Origin of the sequence: Rhizobium sp. CF080 (assembly GCF_000282095.2) — a bacterium.
Lineage (GTDB): Bacteria > Pseudomonadota > Alphaproteobacteria > Rhizobiales > Rhizobiaceae > Neorhizobium.
This window is the reverse complement of record NZ_AKKC02000002.1, coordinates 890019-910073: the sequence shown is the minus strand read 5'-3', so window position 1 is coordinate 910073 and position 20055 is coordinate 890019. Positions and strand designations below refer to the sequence as shown.

At 61.2% G+C, this 20055-nt stretch carries 20 protein-coding genes; 12 read left to right on the top strand and 8 right to left on the bottom strand.

Annotation, left to right across the window (positions count from 1 at the left end):
• Window positions 1-26 precede the first annotated feature (26 nt).
• Window positions 27-890: an endonuclease/exonuclease/phosphatase family protein gene (locus PMI07_RS05595; protein ID WP_007757402.1), complete on the bottom strand. Its 864-nt coding sequence runs from the start codon at window positions 888-890 to the stop codon at window positions 27-29.
• Window positions 891-1004: 114 nt separating this feature from the next.
• Here PMI07_RS05595 and obgE point away from each other — a divergent pair, with 114 nt between their 5' ends.
• From obgE to PMI07_RS05545, 10 genes are all read left to right on the top strand, one after another.
• Window positions 1005-2066, top strand: a complete 1062-nt coding sequence (gene obgE, locus PMI07_RS05590; RefSeq protein WP_024163588.1) for a GTPase ObgE — start codon at window positions 1005-1007, stop codon at window positions 2064-2066.
• Entirely contained in the window at window positions 2063-3241 is a 1179-nt protein-coding gene (gene proB, locus PMI07_RS05585; RefSeq protein ID WP_024163587.1) for a glutamate 5-kinase, read from the top strand. The genes obgE and proB overlap by 4 nt, the downstream gene beginning before the upstream one ends.
• Window positions 3234-4517 carry a glutamate-5-semialdehyde dehydrogenase gene (locus PMI07_RS05580; RefSeq protein WP_007772354.1) on the top strand — a complete coding sequence of 428 codons (1284 nt, stop codon included), beginning with the start codon at window positions 3234-3236 and terminating at the stop codon, window positions 4515-4517. The genes proB and PMI07_RS05580 overlap by 8 nt, the downstream gene beginning before the upstream one ends.
• A gap of 42 nt (window positions 4518-4559) precedes the next feature.
• Window positions 4560-5156: a nicotinate-nucleotide adenylyltransferase gene (locus tag PMI07_RS05575; RefSeq protein ID WP_081760638.1), complete on the top strand. Its 597-nt coding sequence runs from the start codon at window positions 4560-4562 to the stop codon at window positions 5154-5156.
• 148 nt (window positions 5157-5304) lie between these two features.
• Window positions 5305-5736, top strand: a complete 432-nt coding sequence (rsfS, locus tag PMI07_RS05570) for a ribosome silencing factor (protein WP_037085273.1) — start codon at window positions 5305-5307, stop codon at window positions 5734-5736.
• A gap of 108 nt (window positions 5737-5844) precedes the next feature.
• Window positions 5845-6327, top strand: coding sequence for a 23S rRNA (pseudouridine(1915)-N(3))-methyltransferase RlmH (gene rlmH / locus PMI07_RS05565; protein ID WP_007772351.1), 483 nt, complete (start codon window positions 5845-5847; stop codon window positions 6325-6327).
• 91 nt (window positions 6328-6418) lie between these two features.
• Window positions 6419-7825: a murein hydrolase activator EnvC gene (locus tag PMI07_RS05560; RefSeq protein ID WP_007772350.1), complete on the top strand. Its 1407-nt coding sequence runs from the start codon at window positions 6419-6421 to the stop codon at window positions 7823-7825.
• A complete protein-coding gene (locus PMI07_RS05555) occupies window positions 7815-9149 on the top strand; it encodes a S41 family peptidase (protein ID WP_024163586.1) in 1335 nt (444 codons plus the stop codon). Before PMI07_RS05560 ends, PMI07_RS05555 begins: the two co-directional genes overlap by 11 nt.
• 89 nt (window positions 9150-9238) lie before the next feature.
• Entirely contained in the window at window positions 9239-10438 is a 1200-nt protein-coding gene (locus PMI07_RS05550; protein WP_007764423.1) for a divergent polysaccharide deacetylase family protein, read from the top strand.
• A 16-nt stretch (window positions 10439-10454) separates the two neighbouring features.
• Window positions 10455-11000: an RNA pyrophosphohydrolase gene (locus tag PMI07_RS05545; RefSeq protein ID WP_007764421.1), complete on the top strand. Its 546-nt coding sequence runs from the start codon at window positions 10455-10457 to the stop codon at window positions 10998-11000.
• Window positions 11001-11120: 120 nt separating this feature from the next.
• Here PMI07_RS05545 and bfr read toward each other — a convergent pair whose 3' ends face one another.
• From bfr to PMI07_RS35295, 5 genes are all read right to left on the bottom strand, one after another.
• Entirely contained in the window at window positions 11121-11606 is a 486-nt protein-coding gene (bfr, locus tag PMI07_RS05540) for a bacterioferritin (protein ID WP_007764418.1), read from the bottom strand.
• Window positions 11572-11883 (bottom strand): hypothetical protein, encoded by a 312-nt coding sequence (locus PMI07_RS35565; protein ID WP_007764417.1) that lies wholly within the window; start codon window positions 11881-11883, stop codon window positions 11572-11574. Before PMI07_RS35565 ends, bfr begins: the two co-directional genes overlap by 35 nt.
• Before the next feature lie 148 nt (window positions 11884-12031).
• A complete protein-coding gene (locus tag PMI07_RS05530; protein ID WP_007764414.1) occupies window positions 12032-15475 on the bottom strand; it encodes an error-prone DNA polymerase in 3444 nt (1147 codons plus the stop codon).
• Window positions 15472-16983, bottom strand: coding sequence for a DNA polymerase Y family protein (locus tag PMI07_RS05525; RefSeq protein ID WP_245277105.1), 1512 nt, complete (start codon window positions 16981-16983; stop codon window positions 15472-15474). Before PMI07_RS05525 ends, PMI07_RS05530 begins: the two co-directional genes overlap by 4 nt.
• On the bottom strand, window positions 16934-17872 hold the full coding sequence (locus PMI07_RS35295; protein WP_007764408.1) for a hypothetical protein: 939 nt from the start codon (window positions 17870-17872) through the stop codon (window positions 16934-16936). The genes PMI07_RS05525 and PMI07_RS35295 overlap by 50 nt, the downstream gene beginning before the upstream one ends.
• Before the next feature lie 171 nt (window positions 17873-18043).
• On the opposite strand from PMI07_RS35295, the gene PMI07_RS05515 reads away from it, so the two are divergent.
• Window positions 18044-18481 carry a metallopeptidase family protein gene (locus tag PMI07_RS05515; protein ID WP_007764405.1) on the top strand — a complete coding sequence of 146 codons (438 nt, stop codon included), beginning with the start codon at window positions 18044-18046 and terminating at the stop codon, window positions 18479-18481.
• Window positions 18482-18484: 3 nt separating this feature from the next.
• On the opposite strand, the gene PMI07_RS05510 is transcribed toward PMI07_RS05515, so the two are convergent.
• Together PMI07_RS05510 and PMI07_RS05505 are read right to left on the bottom strand one after the other, a co-directional pair.
• The gene (locus PMI07_RS05510) at window positions 18485-18691 is read right to left on the bottom strand and encodes a DUF1737 domain-containing protein (protein ID WP_007764402.1); all 207 of its coding nucleotides are present in this window, start codon (window positions 18689-18691) and stop codon (window positions 18485-18487) included.
• Entirely contained in the window at window positions 18688-19590 is a 903-nt protein-coding gene (locus tag PMI07_RS05505; protein WP_007764401.1) for a CoA ester lyase, read from the bottom strand. Before PMI07_RS05505 ends, PMI07_RS05510 begins: the two co-directional genes overlap by 4 nt.
• 108 nt (window positions 19591-19698) lie before the next feature.
• Between PMI07_RS05505 and PMI07_RS05500 the strand changes: the two genes are divergently transcribed.
• Window positions 19699-19926: a hypothetical protein gene (locus PMI07_RS05500; protein ID WP_007764399.1), complete on the top strand. Its 228-nt coding sequence runs from the start codon at window positions 19699-19701 to the stop codon at window positions 19924-19926.
• The last annotated feature ends 129 nt before the right edge of the window (window positions 19927-20055 follow it).

Sequence of the window (20055 nt, the reverse complement as noted above, 5' to 3'; positions counted from 1 at the left end):
TCCGGCGGAGGAAACTCCGCCGGCCCTCACTCGACCTCGACCCAGAGCGGAAAATGGTCGGAACCGAGCGCCTCATTGTCGACCCAGGCGTTTTTCAGCCGCGGCACCAGGCCCGCATTCACGAAGCAATGATCGAGATGCATCTTCATCGGCCCGTCGCCCGGCGGTTTCGCCCAGGTATAACTTTCCGGCGTCAGCAATCCGAGGCGATCCAGCACGTCGACGGGTTCGTTGGCGCGCAGGGTGCGGCCGTAATAGCGGTCCCGCTGACCCGTCAACGCAATATATTCGGTCGATTCCGGCTCCATGTTGAAATCCCCCATCAGCAGAAAATCCTCCGGCAGCGGCAGATCGGGGAAACCTTCTTCCGCGGCACCGGTCAGCGAGCCCCCCTCGGAGACGAAGTTCAGCACCCGCTCCTTCAGATAGCGAATCTGGCCGAGCCGTTCGTCGGGGGAGACATGATCGAGGTGGACGGAATAGACCCGAAGCGGCCCGCCAGGCGCAACGATGACCGCTTCCAGCGCGCCGCGCTGCAGGTTGAGCATCTCCACAGTGCGGCTGCGGGGCAGCAGGAAATGGCGCGTGGCAAGGATCGGCCAGCGCGACAGGATCATGTTGCCGAACTGGAAGCGGCGTTCGACGCGGCGGCCATTCTCGACGAAGACGTCGAGCAGCAGGTCGCAGGGCGCGCCATAGACATGAAAATGCTCCGGAAAGAGATCCGAGAAACAGGTGACGAGATCGACATGACCGTTCCTGGGAAAACCGCGCGTCACTTCCTGAAGCGCGATCACATCCGCTCCCTCGATACGCGCGGCAATACGTTCGGGATCGAACATCCCGTCCATGCCTATCCCGTATTGGATGTTATAGCTGACGAACTTCATGATATTCTTTGACCTCCGCCCCAACCGACGATATCGAAACCTCCATCGACATGCACTGGGTGCCCGACCTAAAACGGCAGACTTCCCGACTAACACAAGACTGACGGTTGCAAGATGAAATTTCTCGACGAGGCAAAAGTCTATATCCGCTCCGGCGACGGCGGCGCGGGCGCAGTCTCGTTCCGGCGGGAAAAGTTCGTCGAGTTCGGCGGGCCGGACGGCGGTGACGGCGGGCGCGGCGGCGATGTCTGGGTGGAGGCCGTCAACGGCCTCAACACCCTGATCGATTTCCGCTTCCAGCAGCATTTCAAGGGCCAGACCGGCACCCATGGCATGGGCCGCAACCGCACCGGCGCCAATGGCGGCGACGTGACGTTGAAAGTGCCGGTCGGCACCCAGATCTTCGAGGAAGACAACGAGACACTGATCATCGACCTGACCCGCGAAGGCCAGACGTTCCGGCTCGCCAAGGGCGGTAATGGCGGCTTCGGCAACACTCATTTCAAGAGTGCGACCAACCAGGCGCCGAACTGGGCCAATCCGGGCCTCGAAGGCGAGGAAAAGACCATCTGGCTGCGGCTGAAGCTGATCGCCGATGCCGGCCTCGTCGGAATGCCGAATGCCGGCAAGTCGACCTTCCTTGCCAGCGTCACCCGCGCCCGTCCCAAGATCGCCAACTACCCGTTCACGACGCTACATCCCAATCTCGGAGTCGCCACTATCGACGGTCGGGAGTTCGTGCTCGCCGATATCCCCGGCCTGATCGAAGGCGCCCATGAGGGTGTCGGCATCGGCGACCGGTTCCTGGGCCATGTCGAACGCACCCGCGTGCTCTTGCATCTGGTCTCCTCCGTCGAGGAAAAGGTCGGCAAGGCCTACAAGACGGTGAAACACGAGCTCGAAGCCTATGGCGGCGGCCTGATCGACAAGCCGGTCATCGTGGCGCTGTCGCAGATCGACGTGCTCGACGACAAGGAACTGAAGAAGAAGGCGAAAGAGCTGGAAAAGGCCTGTGGTCAGACGCCGTTCCTGATCTCCGCCGTCACCGGCAAGGGCATGACGGAGGTACTGCGCGCGCTGCGTGACGTGATCGTCGAGGCAAGCGGCGTCAATGAGACCGCGCTGCCCGATCGCTCGACCCCCATTCAGGATTTCGATGAGGACGAGGACGCATGACGGCTGTCCGTAAACCGCTCGCCAGCCATCGCCGCATCGTCATCAAGATCGGCTCGGCGCTGCTCGTCGATCGCAAGACGGGCCTGAAGTCGCAATGGCTCGACGCCATCTGCGCCGATATCGCCGCGTTGAAGGCGAGAGGCATCGACGTCCTGGTCGTGTCTTCGGGCGCGATCGCCATGGGCCGCACCGTGCTCGACCTGCCCTCCGGCGCGTTGAAGCTCGAGGAAAGCCAGGCGGCGGCGGCCGTCGGCCAGATCGCGCTTGCCCGGGCCTGGTCGGAAAGCCTCTCCCGCGACAAGATCGTGGCAGGTCAGATCCTGCTGACGCTGGGCGATACGGAAGAGCGCCGCCGTTACCTGAACGCCCGCGCCACCATCAACCAGCTTTTGAAAATCGGCGCCGTGCCGATCATCAACGAGAACGATACGGTCGCCACCACCGAAATCCGCTATGGCGACAACGATCGCCTTGCCGCCCGCGTCGCCACCATGACCAGCGCCGATCTGCTCGTGCTCCTGTCCGATATCGACGGCCTTTACACGGCCCCGCCGCATCTCGACCCCGATGCGCAATTCCTGGAGATCGTCCCGGCGATCACCCCGGAGATCGAGGCCATGGCCGGCGGCGCTGCGTCCGAACTGTCGCGCGGCGGCATGCGCACCAAGATCGATGCCGGCAAGATCGCTACCGGTGCCGGCTGCGCGATGATCATCGCATCCGGCAAGACGGATCATCCGCTGCGCGCCATCGAGCAGGGCACCCGCTCGTCCTGGTTCGCACCATCGGGAACGCCGGTCACGGCGCGAAAAACGTGGATTGCGGGGCAGCTTCAGCCGGCCGGCGAACTCTTCGTCGACGAAGGCGCCGAAAACGCGCTAGGCACCGGCAAGAGCCTGCTGCCTGCGGGCGTGCGCCGCATCGACGGCCATTTCCATCGCGGCGACACGGTCGCGATCATCGGCATCGACGGTCGCGAGATCGCCCGCGGGCTGGTGAGCTACGATGCCGAGGAGGCCCGCCAGATCACCGGCCGCAAGTCGGGCGAGATCGAGGCGATCCTCGGTTATGCCGGCCGCGCCGCCATGGTCCATCGCGACGACCTGGTGATGACGGGGCCGGCGAAGCGCAAAGCCAAAAAAGAAGATCGCAAGGAGGATGCCGCCCATGCTTGATATGGTTGCGAAAACGGGCGACGTCGCCGCTGTGATGGATCAGATCGGTCGGAACGCCAAGTCGGCGGCCCGCCAGCTCGCTACAGCCTCGACCGAAGCGAAGAACAAGGCGCTGAACGCCATGGCGGATGCCATCCTTGCCGCCAAGGACAGGATTCTTGCCGCGAATGCCGCGGATCTCAAGAATGTCGAAGGCAAGGACCTTCTGCCGTCGTTCATCGACCGGCTGACGCTCACCGAAAAGTCGATCGCCGGCATGGCGCAGGCACTGCGCGAGATCGCCGAGTTCAAGGATCCGGTCGGCGAAGTCATCGCCGCCTGGGACCGCCCGAACGGCCTCCATATCGAGCGCGTCCGCACCCCGCTCGGCGTCATCGGCGTGATCTATGAAAGCCGCCCGAATGTCACCGCCGATGCCGGCGCGCTCTGCCTCAAGGCCGGCAACGCCGTGATCCTGCGCGGCGGCTCCGACTCGGCCCAGTCGTCGGAGGCGATCCACGATTGCCTCGTCGCCGGACTGAAGGCTGCCGGGCTTCCGGAACATGCGATCCAGATCGTACCCACCACCGACCGCGCCGCCGTCGGCGCCATGCTGTCGGGCCTTAACGGCGCGCTCGACGTCATCGTGCCGCGTGGCGGCAAGAGCCTGGTCGCCCGCGTCCAGAACGAGGCGCGTGTGCCGGTCTTCGCCCATCTCGAAGGCCTCTGCCATATCTATGTCGACGCTTCAGCAGACCTGGAAATGGCGAAAAAGATCATCGTCAACGCCAAGATGCGCCGCACCGGCGTCTGCGGCGCGGCCGAGACCCTGCTGGTCGACAGCGCGGGGATCGGCACACATCTGATGCCGATCCTGGAAGCACTGACGGAAGCCGGCTGTGAAATCCGCGCCTCGGCCACCGTTCTCAAGGTCTTTCCGGGCTTCAAGCCTGCGACGGAAGAAGACTGGCGCACCGAATATCTCGATGCGGTGATCTCGGTCGCGATCGTCGACGGTATTTCCGGCGCCATCCGCCACATCAACACCTATTCCTCCAACCACACGGAGGCTGTCATCGCCGAGGATCCGCAGGTCGTGTGGCGTTTCTTCAACGAGCTCGATTCGGCCATCCTGCTGCACAATGCCTCCACCCAGTTCGCCGATGGCGGCGAGTTCGGCATGGGCGGCGAGATCGGGATTTCGACCGGCAAGATGCATGCGCGCGGCCCCGTCGGCGTCGAGCAGCTGACCTCGTTCAAATACCGGGTGCACGGCACCGGCCAGATCCGGCCCTGACCGCGCGTGACGGAAGAGACGATCGACCGCCGATATCTGGTCATGCCGCATGCCGAACGGGGCATGGCCGTCGGCCTGTTCGGCGGTTCGTTCAATCCGCCCCATGAGGGCCATCTCCTGGTCGCCGAGATCGCGCTGAGGCGCCTCGGCCTCGACCAGCTCTGGTGGATGGTAACCCCCGGCAACCCGCTGAAAAGCCGCTCCGAACTTGCTTCGCTCGGCGACCGGCTTGCGATGAGCGAAAAGTTGATCGACGATCCGCGCATCAAGATCACCGCTTTCGAAAAGACGCTCGGCGGATCCTATACCGCCGATACGCTGGCCTTCGTGAAAGCCAAGAACCCGCTCGTGCATTTCGTCTGGGTGATGGGCGCCGACAGTCTGAAGACCTTCCACCACTGGCAGAAATGGCAAACGATTGCCTCGACTTTCCCGATCGCGGTCATCGACCGGCCAGGGGCGACCCTGTCGTTCCTGTCGTCGAAAATGGCCCGCACCTTCGATTACGCCCGTGTGGACGAAGATGACGCCGGCACGCTCTGGAAGCGGCGCGCGCCGGCCTGGACCTTCATCCACGGCCCGCGTTCGGCCCTGAGTTCCACGGCGATCCGCGCCGCAAACGGACAGAAATCCGATTAATCGCCGGCCCTGACGCGGCGACAAAAGGTCTACATCTTTCTATCACCTTTGCGGACGCTTACTTGAAAGATTAATAATTCGATGCCAACTATATGGTTGCGGCCGAGTTAGAATCGGATTCGCATTAGTGCTTGTTGCTGTTACCTGGATGAAAGGACAAACCCTGACAACAGTACACGCCAAGGGAAGGACGGCCTCCGTTCTCCCGCAGAGCCTGGAACGTGGCGCCGATGCTGCTGCCCGTGCTCTCGAACTGGTCCTCGCAAGCCTCGAGGACTCCAAAGCTGAAGATATCGTCACCATCAACATTGTTGGAAAATCAGCGCTCGGGGACTACATGGTCGTTGTCTCCGGTCGATCGAACCGGCATGTCATGGCGATCAGCGATCACCTGATTTCCGACCTGAAGGACGAGGGGCTGGGAACCGCCCGCGTCGAAGGGCAGGAAACCGGTGACTGGGTGCTCATTGACACCGGCGACATCATCGTCCACGTGTTCCGGCCGGAAATCCGCGCGTTCTACAACATCGAAAAGATGTGGGCCACGCCGGATATCCAGGAAGGCACACTGCTGCACTGACGGGTTCGGGCATGCCCTGAGCTGGTCGGACTGAGGTCGAAATCACGCGGCTGGGTGGGAACCCGCCGCAGGGTGAAGCTTTCGGCCCCAAAATCAACGGATCAGGACATGCGAATAAGCCTTTTCGCCGTGGGACGGCTGAAGACCGGACCGGAGAAGGAACTTGCGTCCCGATATCTCGACCGCTTCGCCAAGGCTGGCCCGGCGGTGGGTCTCGAATTGTCCAAACTGATCGAGATCCAGGAAAGCCGTGCGGCGAATGCCGATACCCGCAAGCGCGAAGAAGCCGGCGCGCTCGAAAAGGCGCTTCCCGAAGGCGCAGTTCTCATCCTTCTCGACGAACGCGGAAAAGCGCTCGACAGCGAGGCCCTTGCCGGCTTGATCGGCCGATATCGCGACAACGGCAAACGCGACATGATGCTGGCGATCGGCGGTGCCGACGGGCTGGATCCCGACCTCCGCGACAGGGCCGACATTGTCCTCAACCTCGGCTCGATGACCTGGCCGCATCAACTGGTGCGCATCCTGATTGCCGAACAGCTCTATCGCGCCGTTACCATTCTCTCCGGCCATCCGTACCACAGAGCTTAAACGATCGTTTACCTTCAAACACGATGTTGTTTGTGGCCTCGTCGGGCAAATCAGCTTAGGCTTTCTCGATCCGGCGATTAGCGGAGCGAGAATGCGGACAACCAGGATCACATCGTACCGGCGGGCGCTGCTTCTGGCGGCGGGTCTCGGTTTGGCGTTGGTCCCGCCCCTTCATGTATCCGATACCGCACGCGCCCAGAACGCGCCGACTCCCCCCCCGGCAGCGCCCTCCCCAGTCGATCCGACTGCCGACCTGCAGCGCCGGCGCAATGAGACCCGCGGCGAACTCGAAGTTCTGACCAAGACCATGAAGATTTCCGGCGACAGGACCGCCGCAATCGAAAAGAACATCGCCGAGATCAGGAAGAACACCACCGATATCCGCCAGGCGCTGATCGAATCGGCAGCACGCCGCAAAAGCCTGGAAACCAAGATTTTCGATAGCGAGAAGAAGATCACCGAACTGAAGCTCAAGGAGGACGGTATCCGCACCTCCCTGCGCGGCCGCCGCGCCGTGCTGGCCGAAGTGCTCGCAGCCCTCCAGCGCATGGGCCGCAATCCGCCGCCCGCACTTCTGGTGACGCCCGACGATGCGCTCGCCTCGGTTCGAAGCGCGATCCTGCTCGGCGCCGTCGTTCCCGGCATGCGCCACGAGGCGGACAAGCTCGTCGCCGACCTTCAGTCACTGGCCTCTCTCCAGGCTTCGGCGATGACCGAGAAGACAAATGTCTCCAACACCATCGCGGCGAGCCTCGAAGAAGACCGACGCATGGACCTCCTGCTCGCCGAAAACGAAAAGTTGAACAAGCGCAACACGGCCGATCTCGACGCCGAGCGCCGCCGCTCCGAGGAGCTTGCCGGACGCGCCACCACGCTTGAGAACCTCATCCAGTCGTTCGAAGGCGAAATCGCCTCCGTGCGCGACGCAATCGACCGGGCGCGGGCCGAGGAAGAGCGCCAGCGCATGATGTCCGACGCCGAGCGCGAAAAGGCGAAGCAGCTCGCCCAAAGCGGCGTGCCCGACAAAAACCGCATTGCGCCCGCATACGCGTTTTCGAGTCTGAGGCAGAAGCTGGAGCTTCCGGTTGCCGGAGATGTATTGCGGTGGTTCGGCGACGCCGACGGGACGGGGCATTCGGCAAGAGGCATAACAGTTGCTTCGAATGCGGGTGCCGTGGTGACGGCGCCGGCAGATGGCCTGGTGGTTTTCGCCGGTGCCTTCCGGAGTTACGGACAGATGATCATCCTCAATGCCGGAGACGGATACCATCTGGTTCTGACCGGCATGGATGAAGTGAATGCGCGGCAGGGCAAGTTCGTCTTCGCGGGCGAACCCATTGCTGTGATGGGTGAGAAAAGAGTGGCAAGCGCAACCGCATTGGCGCTGGAAACAGATCGTCCAACGCTTTACATTGAATTCCGAAAAGATGGCACACCGGTCGATTCCAAACCGTGGTGGACCTCGAAAGAAACTGGAAGGGCACGAAATGATTCGTAGGGCTTCTCTTGTCATCGTCGGTGCACTCTTGGGTGCGACCGCGATGAGCGTGATTTATTCGGCCGGTGTGCCGGCGCAGGCCGCCGGCCCTTCGACCTACCGGGAATTGTCGATCTTCGGTGACGTGTTCGAACGGGTCCGCGCCCAGTACGTGACGCCGCCGGATGAAGAAAAGCTGGTCGAGAACGCCATCAACGGCATGCTGACCTCGCTCGATCCCCATTCCAGCTTCATGAATGCCAAGGATGCCGAAGACATGCGCACGCAGACGCGTGGCGAATTCGGCGGCCTCGGCATCGAAGTCACGATGGAAAACGAGCTCGTCAAGGTCATCGCGCCGATTGACGATACGCCCGCCTCCAAGGCCGGCATTCTGGCAGGCGACTACATCTCCGAGATCGACGGCGCCCCGGTGCGCGGCCTGAAGCTCGAAGAAGCCGTCGAGAAGATGCGCGGCGGCGTCAACACCCCGATCAAGCTGACGATCATCCGCCAGGGCGCCGATAAGCCGCTCGACATCACCGTGGTACGCGACATCATCGCAGTGCGCGCCGTGAAGTCCCGCGTCGAAGGCGGGGATGTCGGTTATGTCCGCGTCATCTCCTTCACCGAAAAGACCTATGACGACCTCGAAAAGGCGATCAAGAAGATCAAGGCAGACGTCCCGGCCGACAAGCTGAAGGGCTACGTGCTTGATCTGCGCCTCAACCCGGGCGGTCTGCTCGACCAGGCGATCAACGTTTCCGACGCCTTCCTGGAACGTGGCGAAGTGGTTTCGACCCGCGGCCGCAATGCCGAAGAGACCCGCCGCTTCAACGCTGGCCCGGGTGACCTGACCGACGGCAAGCCGGTCATCGTGCTCGTCAACGGCGGCTCGGCTTCCGCTTCGGAAATCGTCGCCGGTGCGCTCCAGGATCTGCGCCGCGCCACGGTTCTCGGCACACGGTCCTTCGGCAAGGGCTCGGTTCAGACGATCATCCCGCTCGGCGATGCCGGCGCGCTGCGTCTGACCACCGCGCTCTATTACACGCCGTCGGGCAAGTCGATCCAGGGCACCGGCATCCAGCCGGATATCAAGGTAGAACAGCCGCTGCCGCCGGAACTGCAGGGCAAGGTCAGGGCTGAAGGCGAATCGAGCCTGCGCGGCCACATCCAGGGCGCGGCCGAAACGGACGAAGGTTCCGGTTCCGTCGCCTACGTGCCGCCGGAAGCCAAGGACGACCTCCAGCTCAACTATGCGCTGGATCTCTTCCGCGGCGTGAAGAAGGATGCCTCCTTCCCGCCGAGCCCGGACAAGGCCGCAGCCGCCACGATCAAGAAGTAAAGACATCATCGGACCGGCCAGCGTGACGCGTTGAAAAGACGCCGCGCTGGCCGGTTCTTCGTATCTGCAGACAGAACGCGGACTAGACCTTGGGCACCGATCTCCACGCACCGCTCGGACAGAACCGGCCGGCCGCTCGGCGACGGAGCCGGAAGTTTTCTCTTGCAATCGTTTTTGCCTCTCTGGCGGTCGTCGGCATCTTGGGGCTTTCGCTCTACGCCATGCGCGGAGATGATGCCCTGAAGCAGGTTGCTTCCAACGTTCCGCCGGCTTCCAAGCCCGAACAGGTCCAGCCCCCCACAAAATCCGGCCAGAACGCAGCACCGCAGCAATCCACGGGCATGCCCCGTTCCGATCCGAATTCCGGCGCCAATATCGAGCGGACACTGACCGATGACGGTTCGGTGGTGACCAAGTACACGCCGCGCTCGCGCGACGGCAGCGGACCGGTGATGATCGGCACCCAGCGGATCGGCCAGGACCCGCGCATGGCTGCCCAACCCAACGATGCGCTGCTGGAGGATTCACCCCATGGCCGCCTGCCTATTGTCGGGCCTGGCGGACAGCGGCCGATGGATCAGTATGCGCGACCCTGGTCCGGCGCGCGCGGAACCCGCATCGCAATCGTCGTCGGCGGTCTCGGGCTCAGCCAGACGGGCACCCAGCGGGCAATCCGCGACCTGCCGCCGTCGGTGACGCTCGCCTTCGCCGTCAGCGGCAACAGCCTGCAGCGCTGGATGCAGGAAGCCCGTCGCGCCGGCCATGAAATCCTGATCCAGGTGCCGTTCGAACCGTTCGATTATCCGGCAAACGATCCGGGTCCCGGCACTCTGCTGACCAAGATGTCGGCCAAGGATAATCTCGGCCGCCTTCACCAGGCCATGGGCGAAATCACCAACTATACCGGCGTCATGAACTACCTCGGCGGCCGCTATCTTTCGGACGCCGGCGCCTTGGAGCCGGTCCTGCGTGATATTTCCAAACGCGGACTGCTCTTCCTCGACGACGGGACATCCGCGCAGTCCAAGACGGCGATCGTTGCCAAGGCGATCGAATTGCCACATGCCTTCGGCGATATGACGCTTGACGGCCAGTTGCAGAAGGATGCGATCCTCAAGAAGCTCGACGAACTGGAGCGCATAGCCGGCCGCAAGGGCACGGCGATCGGCGTTGCTTCGGCTTTCGACGAGAGCATCGATGCGATAAGGCAATGGAGCGAGGAAGTCTCGCAGCGCGGTATCGAGATTGTCGGCGTCTCTTCACTCGCGAGCGAAAGCGTTGGACCGTGATGGATCGGAGTTACCCATGAGCAAGAAAGGCAAACGTTCGGTCGTCGCGGAGGAGCTTCCTTATCGCCCCTGCGTCGGCATCATGGTTCTGAACCGTGAAGGCCTTGTCTGGGCCGGCCGGCGCATCAGCGACGGCAACAGCGAATTTGACGGTTCGCCGCAGCTCTGGCAGATGCCGCAGGGCGGCATCGACAAGGGCGAGGACCCGCTACCCGCGGCTTATCGCGAACTCTACGAGGAAACGGGGATGCGCTCCGTCACCTTGCTTGCCGAGGCGGACGATTGGATCAATTACGATCTACCCGCGCACCTGATCGGCATCGGGCTGAAGGGAAAATATCGCGGCCAGACCCAGCGCTGGTTCGCCTTTCGCTTCGATGGCGACGAAAGCGAGATCGCCATCAACCCGCCGCCGGGCGGACACGCGCCGGAATTTGACGCCTGGGAATGGAAGCCGATGGCCGACCTTCCCAGCCTGATCGTGCCCTTCAAGCGCGCGGTCTACGACCAGGTCGTCGCGGAGTTTAAGCACCTGGCCGAGGTGGCAGCCGAGCGGCTCTGACCGCCCGGGAGCTGGCAACCACCCGGTTCGGCCGGTTGCCGATCAAGGTTCATGGGCTGAAACGAAAAAGCCCCGGCGGAGCAAATGCTTTCGCCGGGGCTCGTGTGTTCGGATAAGCGATTATTCGGCGGAATCAGCCGATTCCGCGTTGAGGAGGCCGTAACGCTCCTCGCCGATTTTCGCCAGCAGATCGAGTTGGGTTTCGAGGAAGTCGATATGGCCTTCCTCGTCCATCAGAAGCTCTTCGAAGAGCTTCATCGAGACGTAATCGCCGGCCGCGTGACAGATATCGCGGGAGGCTTTGTAGGCCGTGCGGGCGTCATATTCGCCAGCAAGATCGGCCTCCAGGACTTCCTTGACATTCTGGCCGATGCGCAACGGGGCAAGCGTCTGCAGGTTGGGGTGGCCTTCGAGAAAGATGATGCGATCGATGAGACGATCGGCATGATGCATTTCCTCGATCGACTCCGCCCGTTCCTTTTTCGCGAGCTTCTTGAAACCCCAGTCATCCAGCAGGCGATAATGCAGCCAATACTGGTTGACGGCGCCTAGCTCGAGAAAAAGTGCCTCGTTAAGCCGCTCGATGACCTTTGAGTCGCCTTTCAATGTCCGCTCTCCTGTTTTCCTCATGGAATTGTCTCAAGCGGGACATATATACGACCACTTCGTCTTCCGTCGAGTGGTGGTGGGCGTGATATTCCTCGGTTGTGCGGATGATCAGGTCGACAACGTTGGGGAAACAGCCGCAGCAGCGGCCACGTTTCGCCATGGCGTGGTAGACTTTGGATGGGACAATGAGCTGCCAACAGTCTTCGTCAAGGAGCTGCGTGATGACGTCCTTGATTTCCCTGTCGGTGATGTAATTGCAACTGCAAACCAGCATTCTCGGTCGACCTGCCAAACATGACCTGTAACATCCTCTTTTTGCGAAAGCGGACAGGCGATGTCAAGAAAGAATCGACATATATGCGTCCCTTCTTAAGGAGCATCCTATAATTCCCTCTTCTACCTTGGTCCCACTCCGGTAGCATTTAGTGGAAATTGCGGCCTTTCGGCATGACACCCCCTGGTCCGGTTCCATAGGAATTGTGCGGTACGGGCTCCTTGGCGCTCTCCTTGCTCGCCCCCTCCATTCCATGGGAGCGCCTTCTCTGCCGATGGTCACCGCTGGATTGCAATACCTCATCCGAACGGGCTGACACACCGAACCGCCTTGCTTCCTTCTGCAGCAGTCCCAGCATCGGGGTAATGTCCTCGATATGCTCGACCACCGTATGGATGACGCCACTCTGGCTCTGCAGCCTCCCCCGGATCTTCACCAGCCGCGCGCCCATCACGACCGGCCTGTAGCGTTCGAAAATCTTCGGCCAGACGATCGCATTGGCAACGCCGGTCTCGTCTTCCAGCGTCATGAAGATGACGCCCTTGGCCGAGCCAGGCCGCTGCCTGACGAGAACGAGCCCGCCGATCGTCACCCTTCGCCCGTTCGGAACCGTCAGGAGATCGACGCTACGGGTAATTCCCATGGTCTTGAATTCCTCGCGCAGGAAGGAGACCGGGTGTGCCTTCAGCGAAAGCGAGAGATGCCGATAATCCTCGATCACCTGTTCGCCGGGCAGCATTTCCGGCAGCGTCGCTTTCGCCTCCGGCCTGAGATCGACGCGGTCCGCCACATCGAACAGAGACAATGTCGCGGTGGCATTCTTGGTATCAAGCCCCCTGACCGCCCACAGCGCCTCGCGACGACTGAGCTCGATGGAGTTGAAGGCATCAGCATCCGCCAGCCGCTCGATATCCGATTTGTCGAGCCCCGACCGCAGCCAGAGATCATGGACGGAGGCATAACGTTCCCCGCGGTGGGCGATGAGCTTTTCAATCATGTCTTTCTCGGCAAGGCCTTTGACCTGCCGAAACCCAAGCCGCACGGCACGCTCAGTCTTGATGACATCCCGCATGGATTCATGACGCTTGTCGATCGCACCCCGGTCGAAAACGGTCTCTTCCAAAGTGCAGTCCCATTCCGACTTGTTGACGTCGACGGGGAGAATCCTGACACCGTGCTCTCGTGCATCCCGTATGAGCTGCGCCGGCGCATAAAACCCCATCGGCTGCGAATTCAGCATCGCCGTGCAGAAGACATCCGGATAATAGGCCTTGATCCAGGAGGATACGTAGACAAGCAAAGCGAATGACGCCGCATGGCTTTCCGGAAAGCCATATTCCGCGAAACCCTCGATCTGGCTGAAGCAGCTCTCCGCAAATTCCTTGGAATAACGCTCATTTTTCAGCATGCCGGCAACAAAATCGTTCTTAAATTCCTCCACTCTTCCCGATCGCTTGAACGTCGCCATCGATCGACGCAGCTTGTCCGCTTTCTCGGGAGAAAACCCGGCCGCGGTTATTGCAATCTGCATTGCCTGCTCTTGAAAGAGAGGTACGCCCAGCGTGCGTTCGAGAACCTTTTCCAATTCAGGACTGGGATATTCGATCGGCTGTTTGTTCCGTTTGGCTTCGCGCCGTTTTAGATACGGATGGACCATGTTTCCCTGGATGGGACCAGGTCTGACGATCGCCACTTCAACAACAAGGTCATAAAACTTTTCGGGCCTCAACCGCGGCAGCATGCTCATCTGCGCCCGGCTCTCGATCTGGAAAACCCCGATCGTATCGGCCCGGCAAATCATGCCATAGACATTTTGGTCTTTATCTTTCTGCAGAAGACCAGCGAGCGTCTCTTCAATCTCATAGTGCTGCTGCATAAGCTCGAAAGCCTTCTTGAGGCAGGTGAGCATGCCGAGCGCCAGCACATCGATCTTCAAAAGCTTCAGTGTGTCGAGGTCGTCCTTGTCCCATTCGACCATGTAGCGCCCGGGCATCGCCGTCTTCATGATCGGCACGACTTCATCCAGCCGGTCGCGAGTTATCAGAAATCCGCCGACATGCTGGGTGAGATGACGCGGAAAGCCCATGAGTTCCTTCGCATGGGCGATCACCTTGAGTGTCGTCTTGTCCGTCACATCCAGGCCTGCGACCCTGGCCTCCCGCTCCGAAAGCCCATCCTCGGACCAGCCCCACACGGTGCTGGAAAGCGCCGATTGCACGTCTTCGGAAAGGCCGAAAGCCTTGGCCACCTCGCGGCCTGCCATGCGGGTCCGGTAGCTGGTGACCGCCGCCGTCAAACCGGCATGGCGATAGCCATAATGCTGGTAGATATACTGGATAATGTCCTCGCGTCGCGCATGCTCGAAATCCACGTCGATATCCGGCGGCTCGTTCCGCTCCGTCGAAATGAACCGTTCGAAGAGAAGCGTCGTGAATGTAGGATCGACCTCGGTGATGCCGAGGCAGAAACAGACGGTGGAATTGGCCGCCGAACCGCGACCCTGGCAGAGGATTTTCAGCACATAGCGAGCATGCCAGACGATATGGCGCACCGTCAGGAAATACGGCTCGTATTCCATCTCCTTGATCAGATCGAGTTCGTACCTGATCTGGCTGGAGACCTTTTCCTCGATGCCGTTGGGATATCGGCGCTTTGCGCCTTCCCAGGTCAGGCGCTCCAGGGTTTCGGACACCGTTTCGCCCGGGACGCTCTCGTCAGGATAGTTATGACTGAGTTCATCGAGCGAGAATTCCAGCTTGCCGAAGAACTTTTTCGTATTGGCGATGGCATCCGGATAGGCGCGAAAAAGCCGCGCCATTTCGGCAGCCTGTTTGATGTACCTCTCTCCATTCGGCGCAAGCCGAAACCCGGCTTCCTGGATCGTCACATGCTCACGGATCGCCGTCACCACATCTGACAGGGACCTGCGATAAGGGAGATGGAAAAGGGGCAGATTGGTCGCGATCAGAGGTACTTGATTACGCGTGGCAATCTGGGCAAGCGAATTGAACACCAAGGCGTCGCGGCCGTCATAAGTTGGTGACAGAGCCAGATAGATGTTCTTTCCGAACCGCTCTCTGTATTTACGGAGACAGTCTCCCAGGTGCTGCTGATAGGCCATGTCTTCCACACGGGAAAACTCCGGAACGACCGCGAGCATCATCTCATCGCACCATTCCAGAAAATCCCACTCTTCCAGAATGCAGGACCCCTTCTCTGTCCTGAGGTTTCCACGGCTCAGCAGGCGGCAAAGATTGGCCCAGCCTTTTCGGTTTTGCGGATAGACCAGAACATCCGGCGTGCTGTCGGAAAAGACGAGCCGGGCTCCAGGGGAAAAGGCGCAAGGCAAAACAGCCTCTTCCTCACCTTCCTTTCTGCCCTGTTTCTGCTGACGTTCGTATGTCTCCTTCATGTTCCGGACCTGGCTATGCGCTCTCACTACGCCGGCCACTGAGTTCCTGTCGGCCATACCAAGCCCTGAAAGCCCGAGCATGCTTGCCGCAATGATCATCTCCTCCGGCTTGGCTGCCCCTTCCAGGAAGGAAAAGTTGGTCTTGGCACCGATCTCGAAAAAGGCGGGAGCGTTCGTCATGCGAAAATTCCGTGCACGCGCCATGTCGGTGCCGTTTCTCCGGCAACATAATGACCGGCGCGGAAAATCCAGAAGCGGCGGCCCGCTTCACTTTCCAACCGGAAATAATCACGCTCCTCTGCCTCCTCCGCGTCATGCCACCATTCCGGCGAAATCCGCTCCGGCCCCTCGGCGCGGATGACTTCATGAACGATGCGGCGCCAGCGGAAACGCCGGGGAGGTCCGTCCGGTACCGTTGCCGCAAAAGCGTCCACGAGTTCCGGGTGGCGGAAGAGCCGCAAAGGTCGGTCGCTTCTCGGCACGAAGGCGAAAACCTCCTCGGTTTTTTCCCGGACGATCCTTGCTGCAATCGCCGGCACGAAAATTTCTGCGCGCTCCGGCACGTGGCTCGGTTTCGGTTCGACGACCTGCAGACAGTCGGCCCCGAGCCGGGCCGAAACCCGATCGACAAAATCGGCAAGCGAGATCTCGCTGTCGCCATTGCCGGTGAAGTCGCCCTGCAGGGTCTTGAAGAGATCGTATTGCAGCACGTTGAGACGCAGGAGCTCGAAACCAAAACCGGCATCGAGATCATCGTGCACCGCATTCAGGCGCTCGGAAAACAGCGAGGAGATCCGTTTCGGATCCTGCAACGGCTGCGAGGCACCGGCCGCGATGCGAAACACCCGGCCATCGACCCGGAAAAGCACCAGTTCGAAAACCCGCCCCCCGACACCGCGGGCTTCCAGTTCCGATTTCAACGAAATGGCAATCTGGCCGGACAGCTGCAGAATATGCTCTTCCGCCTGGATCGGCTCGGCAAGTCGTCGCTCGGCGGAAAGAGCAGCCACGGGACGGCGAGGTGAGATGGCTTCCTCATTGTGCCCGAGCGCCTGATCCAGCCGAAGCAGCAGATGCATGCCGAAACGGCGAGCCAGCGGCGCACGCGGCATGGGCATAAGGTCGCCGATCCTTTTCAGTCCGAGCTTGTAGAGCGCTGCGATGGTGACCTCATCGATACGCAGAGCGTTGACCGGCAGAGGCGCCAGTATCTCCGCCGTCACCCGGTCGGCAATCACACCGCCACGGCCGAAGCGACAAGCGGCCCAGGACAGGCCCGGTGACGAGGAAATCGCCCCTTTGACGTCGAACCCCATCTGCAGAAGCCGGCCAAGAATATCCCTGAGCAGAGCCTCCTCGCCGCCGAAAAGATGGGCGCAGCCGGTGATATCGAGAAACAGGCCTTCGCGGCCGTCCAGCGCCACCAGCGGGGTATAACGATCGCACCAGTCGGCGATCGCCTCGAGAAGACCCTGGTCCGCCGCGCCATCCTCGTCCATCACATCGATCTTGGGAAACATGGCGCGCGCTTCAGCCAACCCCTGCCCGCGCTTCAGCCCGAGGCGTTCGGAAACCTCGTCGAGCGCCGTAAGCCGCATGGCGTTTTCCCGCCGGCCGGCACAGAGGATCGGCGGATGTTCAGGACGCCCTTTCGAACGCCATGACAGTCCCCAGAGCCGGCGCGCGATCCTGTCGGTCGGCAGATGCGGGAAGACGAGCGCCAGGATGCGCTGGCGGGTTGCGGAAAGAGAAAGCCTCTCCTGCGTCTCGGCCGAGGGAAAATTGACGGTCATGGGGGTTCCACTCCAGAAGTAAGGACAGCGGAGCCGGGTTGCGGCTCTTCTCCAGGGTGAGTTTGAAAACGGGATGACCAATGCTGCCGCCAAGCATGGATCCATCCGGAAGATGCCGGTGAGCCGCCGGGGCCGGTTCGACAAGGAAGCGGAAGGAAGCGCTGCTCGCTTCCTCCTCCCCCGCATGCCGCAATACAAAGAGCGGCCGCCCCGCCGCCTTTGCCCTCAGACCCAGCCTACGGCTTTCGGTGAGACCGAAATGCCTGGGGTTTCCCCGAATCTCGAGAATGGTGGCGACAACAGCCCCGCTGGCCACCGCGGTCTCCGCAAGCCACAGGGCATCGTCGAGCTTGCGCGGCGAGGCGTAAAGAACATCCCGCGAGCTCAATCCGAACTGTTTGAAGCCGACGGAATAAGGAACACCGGCTTCCTGCGTGGAAACGACATCGCCGATCCAGAGAACCGGCGCCTCGTTCGGTTGTCTCGCTTTGAGGTAAGATGCCAGCGAGAGAGCAAAGCCGCTTGCAGCCCCGGCATCTCCCATCAGGAGCGAGCGGATTTCCGTGATGCCGTCGAGCGGCAGACCGCCTTCCAATGCGGTGTCCATCTGCGTTATGCCGAATGGCAGGCGGGGCTGATTGTCCCTGGCTTTCCGGCCTTCCGGATCGGCGGCCGAGTCCGCCTGTTCCGCCGCGGCAAGCGCCGGCAGAGATTTTCCTTCCAGTCTGGCGATCTGTTCGCGCAGGGCAAAAAGCGTCTCCTGCGCCGTGGCGTGCTCGGCCATGGCGTCAGCTCCATCCATAATGTTCTCTTTATGTTCTTATGGATTCCAGAGCTGCCGATAAGAGTCAACAACCAAATCCTGGGAATCTTTTCCTCGGATCCTAGGCCGATGATTCTTCACTCGAAAAATATCGCGGGAGGTACTATATGGGCCTGATCAGAAGGAGAGCCTATGGCCCGCATCGACCAGACCGACGATTGGCAGGATCGCCACGCACCGACGATCAGCACGTTCGAGTCGCTGGCAATCGAAGCCTATGGTCATTTGCCGGAGGAATTCCGGGCTCTCACCGTCAACCTGACGATCGAGATCGAGGATTTCCCGGACGACGACGTTTTCGAGGACATGGCGCTCGAGACGCCTTTCGACCTGCTCGGCCTTTTCGAAGGCCGCGGCATTTCCGAACGGTTCAACATGGAAACGGGTGAATTGCCGAACCGCATCCGGCTTTATCGCCGGCCGATCCTCGATTACTGGGCGGAAAATGAAGAAACCCTGGGCGATATCATCACCCATGTGCTGATCCACGAGATCGGCCACCATTTCGGTCTCAGCGATGACGACATGGAGCGCATCGAGGCCAGCGCCGAGGAAGCGGCCCAGCGCTGATCCTTATTGCTCGCCGAGCTTCATCTCGGGATCGTATTCCTTGCCGTGAACGGTTTTCGTCACCGCCTGGCCGCATTGCATCTCGCCGGTCGTGGCGTTGAAGGCATAGGTCGGCGAGCCGGACAGTTCCCAGCCCTTGTTCAGCGCCGCCGTCACCTTGTGGCAGAAGGAGGAATCGTCGGGACCGCTGAGGAAACGATACAATTTCATGGCGTTTTCTTTCGTTCGGCGATGATCCGGGCCCTGGCGGCAAGCTTTTCGGCCTCCACCAGATGTAACCTTTCGACCATCTTGCCGTTCAGGTTGATGACGTTGAGAGAGTGAGCTTCCGGCTGGGCAAAGGCGGCGATCACCGCTTCCGCCTCTTCCACCGCCTGGGGGTCCGGCCCGAAATGCCGGTTGGCAGGCTCGATCTGGGCCGGATGGATCAGCATCTTGCCGGAAAAGCCCATGGCGCGGCCCTGCGCGCATTCCGCCTCGAAGGCTTCAGCATCCTTGAAATCGTTGAAGACGCTGTCGATCACATCGATCCCATGGGCGCGGCCGGCGAGTACGATCTGCATCAGCCACGGCACCAGATAGGTCCGGCCGGGCTGGGGCAGCACGCCCGTTTCCTTGCGCAGGTCGTTGAGGCCGACCACGAAACACTGGAGCCGCTCGTCGACAGGGGCAATCGCCGGCGCATTCAGGACGCCCTTCGGCGTTTCGATCATGGCCCATATGGCAAGCTCGTCCGGAGCCCCGGCCTCGGAAAGGATATCCGCCACCGCCTGGACCTGCGACATGTGCTCGACCTTCGGGATCAGCACCACGTCGGGGGAGACCTCGGTAACGAGATCCATATCGGCCCTGCCGAACTCGGTTTCGAGGGGGTTGATGCGAATGACCGTTTCCCTGCCTTGGAGCCGGTTTTCCGTAAACAGCCGGCGCAGGTTGTCGCGGGCCTCGCCTTTCTTTTCCGGCGCAACGGAATCTTCCAGGTCGAAGATCACCGCATCGCAATCCAGCCCATGCACCTTTTCCAACGCTCTCGTATTGCCGGCCGGCACGCTCAAAATCGAACGGCGAAGTCTAGCGGAGAAAGAATTGATATCGGTCAAGGCGGTCATCGGCGCTTTGTGCCAATCTTTTTGATCTGCGGCAATACCGCCCTGCGCAAAACCCCTTGCAAGAAAGGGCGCAAGGCCCCACATTCTTCGATGAGAAAGGTATATACCATGCAAAACATTCGCGTATTCTTCGTCATCGTTTCGGCCATTGCCGTGCTCGCCATGGCAGCGCTTCTGACGGCTTCGCTGACCGTCGCCTTTGCCGGTATCCTCGCGGTTCTGTCCATCGGGCGTGCGCTTTCGGCGCGGCTGAAGCCGGTCCCGGTGCGAGCCCAGGCGAACAAGCGCGAAATGCGTGTCTGGAACGACGGCCGCGGCACGATCATCGATCTTTGATCGTTCCAAGCGCTAACGAGACGAATACGCCGGTTTCCGGCGTGTTGGCGTACCGGTTCATGTCAAACAGGCCTTCAAATCTGCGTCGATTTGCTTTATGGCAGCTTCCGCAGATAAGTCCACCTGGAG

What these genes read in the sequence shown, in the direction of transcription:
- PMI07_RS05555 (WP_024163586.1), top strand. Translation starts at nt 7,815, where the DNA reads ATGATTCGTAGGGCTTCTCTTGTCATCGTCGGTGCACTCTTGGGTGCG.
- PMI07_RS05530 (WP_007764414.1), bottom strand. Translation starts at nt 15,475, where the DNA reads ATGACGAACGCTCCCGCCTTTTTCGAGATCGGTGCCAAGACCAACTTT.
- rlmH (WP_007772351.1), top strand. Translation starts at nt 5,845, where the DNA reads ATGCGAATAAGCCTTTTCGCCGTGGGACGGCTGAAGACCGGACCGGAG.
- PMI07_RS05580 (WP_007772354.1), top strand. Translation starts at nt 3,234, where the DNA reads ATGCTTGATATGGTTGCGAAAACGGGCGACGTCGCCGCTGTGATGGAT.
- rsfS (WP_037085273.1), top strand. Translation starts at nt 5,305, where the DNA reads ATGAAAGGACAAACCCTGACAACAGTACACGCCAAGGGAAGGACGGCC.
- PMI07_RS05500 (WP_007764399.1), top strand. Translation starts at nt 19,699, where the DNA reads ATGCAAAACATTCGCGTATTCTTCGTCATCGTTTCGGCCATTGCCGTG.
- PMI07_RS35295 (WP_007764408.1), bottom strand. Translation starts at nt 17,872, where the DNA reads ATGGCCGAGCACGCCACGGCGCAGGAGACGCTTTTTGCCCTGCGCGAA.
- PMI07_RS05545 (WP_007764421.1), top strand. Translation starts at nt 10,455, where the DNA reads ATGAGCAAGAAAGGCAAACGTTCGGTCGTCGCGGAGGAGCTTCCTTAT.
- PMI07_RS05505 (WP_007764401.1), bottom strand. Translation starts at nt 19,590, where the DNA reads ATGACCGCCTTGACCGATATCAATTCTTTCTCCGCTAGACTTCGCCGT.
- PMI07_RS35565 (WP_007764417.1), bottom strand. Translation starts at nt 11,883, where the DNA reads ATGCTGGTTTGCAGTTGCAATTACATCACCGACAGGGAAATCAAGGAC.
- PMI07_RS05560 (WP_007772350.1), top strand. Translation starts at nt 6,419, where the DNA reads ATGCGGACAACCAGGATCACATCGTACCGGCGGGCGCTGCTTCTGGCG.
- PMI07_RS05510 (WP_007764402.1), bottom strand. Translation starts at nt 18,691, where the DNA reads ATGAAATTGTATCGTTTCCTCAGCGGTCCCGACGATTCCTCCTTCTGC.
- proB (WP_024163587.1), top strand. Translation starts at nt 2,063, where the DNA reads ATGACGGCTGTCCGTAAACCGCTCGCCAGCCATCGCCGCATCGTCATC.
- obgE (WP_024163588.1), top strand. Translation starts at nt 1,005, where the DNA reads ATGAAATTTCTCGACGAGGCAAAAGTCTATATCCGCTCCGGCGACGGC.
- PMI07_RS05595 (WP_007757402.1), bottom strand. Translation starts at nt 890, where the DNA reads ATGAAGTTCGTCAGCTATAACATCCAATACGGGATAGGCATGGACGGG.
- PMI07_RS05575 (WP_081760638.1), top strand. Translation starts at nt 4,560, where the DNA reads ATGCCGCATGCCGAACGGGGCATGGCCGTCGGCCTGTTCGGCGGTTCG.
- PMI07_RS05515 (WP_007764405.1), top strand. Translation starts at nt 18,044, where the DNA reads ATGGCCCGCATCGACCAGACCGACGATTGGCAGGATCGCCACGCACCG.